The 3,428-nt window shown below is 63.7% G+C and carries 1 protein-coding gene; it reads right to left on the reverse strand.

The window, feature by feature from the left end; translation table 11 throughout:
* Positions 1–3,428, reverse strand: a 3,428-nt coding sequence (locus tag AC1D1X_RS18830) for a beta strand repeat-containing protein (protein ID WP_477698877.1), incomplete at both ends; no start/stop codon positions are given.

Consider the following 3,428-nt stretch of genomic DNA (forward strand, 5'->3'; position numbering starts at 1 on the left):
ACGGTGTAATTGCCGGCGTCGGCACCGCCCAGCGTGTAGCCGGTGACGGTCACGGCCTTGCCATTGCCTACGTTTTTGTTGGCGAAGCTGCCGCTGCCGGCGCCGCCTACCGTCACCGTGTCGCCACCCAAGGCCGTCACCGCAGCTGTTCCGCTCAGCGTGGCTGCAGTTGTGGTGTCGTACACCTTGTTGTTGGCATTCACACCTGTGACCGTGAGGCTGGCGGGGGTGATGTTGGCGGTCAGCCCCGTGGGTTGGACCACGGTGTAATTGCCGGCATCGGCTCCGCCCAGCGTGTAGCCGGTGACGGTCACGGCCTTGCCGCTGCCCACATTCTTGTTGGCAAAAGCGCCACTTCCACCGCCAACCGTCACAACATCACCCCCCAGGGCCGTAACAGCCGCCGTTCCGTTGAGAGTCGCGGTGGTCGTTGCGTCGTAGACCTTGTTGTTGGCGCCTACGCCGGTAACAGCCAGGCTGGCTGGCGTGATGTTCGCGGTCACCGCCGTGGGTTGCACCACGGTGTAGTTGCCGGCGTCCGCACCGCTCAGCGTATAGCCGGTAACAGTCACAGCCTTGCCATTGCCCACATTCTTGTTGGCGAAGCTGCCGCTGCCCGTGCCGGCCACGGCCACGACGTCACCGCCCAGGGCCGTGACGGCTGCCGTTCCGTTGAGTGTCGCCGCGGTGGTCGTGTCGTAGACTTTGTTGTTCGCGCCTACGCCGGTAACAGCCAGGCCAGCCGGCGTGATGTTCGCGGTCAATCCCGTGGGTTGCACCACGGTGTAGTTGCCGGCGTCGGCACCGCCCAGTGTGTAACCGGTGACAGTGACGGTCTTGCCGTTGCCCACATTCTTGTTGGCAAAGGTGCCGCTGCCACCGCCAACCGTCACCACATCACCGCTCAGGGCCGCGACGGCCGCCGTGCCATTGAGTGTGGCGGTGGTGGTGGTGTCGTAGACCTTGTTGTTTGCGCCTACACCCGTGACAGCCAGGCTGGCCGGCGTGATGTTGGCCGTGACAGCTGTGGGTTGAACCACGGTGTAGTTGCCGGCATCAGCACCGCCCAGTGTGTAGCCGGAGACGGTGACGGTCTTGCCATTGCCAACATTCTTGTTGACGAAATTACCGCTGCCGGTGCCCCCCACCGTCACAGTATCGCCACCCAGGGCCGTAACGGCGGCTGTTCCACTCAGCGTGGCCGTGGTGGCGGTGTCATAGACCTTGTTGTTTGCACTCACACCCGTCACCGCCAGGCTCGCCGGCGTGATATTGGCGGTCACCGCCGTGGGCTGCACCACGGTGTAGTTACCGGCGTCTGCWCCRCCCAGYGTGTAGCCGGTSACAGTCACCGCCTTGCCATTGCCCACATTCTTGTTGGYGAAGGCGCCATTGCCGGTACCGCCCACGGTCACGGTATCACCACTCAAAGCCGTCACCGCTGCTGTCCCGCTCAGCGTCGCTGTGGTGGTCGTGTCGTAAACCTTGTTGTTTGCGCCTACACCCGTAACAGTCAAGCTGGCCGGCGTGATGTTGGCCGTGACAGCTGTGGGTTGMACCACGGTGTAGTTGCCGGCRTCTGCACCGCCCAGTGTGTAGCCGGTGACGGTGACGGTCTTGCCATTGCCAACATTCTTGTTGGCGAAATTTCCGCTGCYGGTACCGCCCACGGTCACGGTATCACCACTCAAAGCCGTCACCGCTGCTGTTCCGCTCAGCGTCGCTGTGGTGGTCGTGTCGTAGACCTTGTTGTTTGCGCCTACGCCGGTAACAGCCAGGCTTGCCGGCGTGATGTTGGCTGTCACGCCGGTGGGTTGCACCACGGTGTAGTTGCTCGCATCGGCGCCGCCCAGCGTGTAGCCGGTTACGGTAACCACCTTGCCGTTGCCCACGTTTTTGTTGGCGAAGCTGCCGCTGCCGGTGCCGCCCACCGTAACCGTGTCGCCACCCAAAGCTGTCACCGCTGCTGTTCCGCTCAGCGTCGCGGTGGTCGTTGTGTCGTAGACCTTGTTGTTGGCCCCCACGCCCGTAACCGCCAGGCTTGCCGGCGTGATGTTTGCCGTGAAACCTGTGGGTTGCACCACGGTGTAGTTGCCGGCATCGGCGCCGCCCAGCGTGTAGCCGGTCACGGTAACCACCTTGCCGTTGCCCACGTTCTTGTCGGCAAACCGGCCGATGCCCGTGCCGGCCACGTTCACCGTATCACCGGCGAAAGCTGCAACGCTGGCCGTGCCGTTGATGGTGGCGGCGTCACTGGCGTTGTACACCTTGTCCTGGATCGTCACACCGCCAACGGCAAGGCTGGCCGGCGTGATGTTCGCGGTCAGGCCCGTGGGCTGCACGACGACATAGTTGGCGGCATCTGCGCCGCTCAGCGTGTAGCCGGTGACGGTCACGGCCTTGCCGTTGCCCACGTTCTTGTCGGCGAAAGCACCGCTGCCGGTGCCGGCGATGCTCACCGTGTCGCCGGCGATGGCTGTGACGCTGGCCGTGCCGTTGAGGGTGGCGGTGGTGCCGGCGTCATACACCTTGTTGTTTGCGCTCACGCCTGTGACAGCCAAACTGGCGGGATTGACTGTCAGCGTGCCATTGGCGTAACTGATGTCGTAGCCCTGCTGATTGGAATACAGGCCGGAACCCGTCACCGTGTAGCTTCCGGCATTGACCGCGCCCTGGGCGGTTCCGCCGAAACTGATGCTTCCCGACAAGCTGCCGCAAGCCGTATTGGAGCAACTGATGCCGGTTCCGCCGTTCCAGGACAGCTTGTCGTAGGTCTTGCTGGTGCTGCCGACCGTGACCGTGGTGGCCTTCATGAGCGCCTTGAGCAGGGGACGGCTATTTCCCTCATAAATACGCCAGACGCTGGTGAAATCCCAGTTCGGGTTGACGTTGCCGTTGGCAGCCGTGGCCGAGCTGAAATTGGCCTGTTGTTGCATCTGGGCTGTGGTCATGCCCATGCCGCCGCCCGAGCTGGTGGCCCGCCCGGTTGTGACGGTGTCCCAGAAACTGTTGTTGATCGCCGTTCCGGCGTCCCACAAGCCGACCAGCCCGCCCAGGTTGCTGGTGCCGCTCACGGCCCCGGTCGCGTAGCTGTTGTTGATGGTGCCACCAGCATTGAACTTATAGCCCACCAGGCCGCCGACATTCGTGGTGCCGGACACCGTGCCACTCGCATAACTGTTGCTGATCACAACATTGGCGGTACCATTGCTGTCCCAATACCCCACGAGCCCGCCGACATCCTGGCCGGTGCTGGTGACGTTGCCGCTGGCGTAGCTATTGCTGACGCTTCCGCCGTTGAGCATGTCGCCCACCAGCCCGCCAACCCGCGAACTCGATGCGCCGACAGAGCCGGTGGCATAGCTGTCGCTGATAAGGCCCTGGTTCCAGCCAACCAGCCCGCCCACAATGAACGAGCCGATCACCGC

It is taken from the genome of Polaromonas sp. P1_G4 (assembly GCF_056405475.1).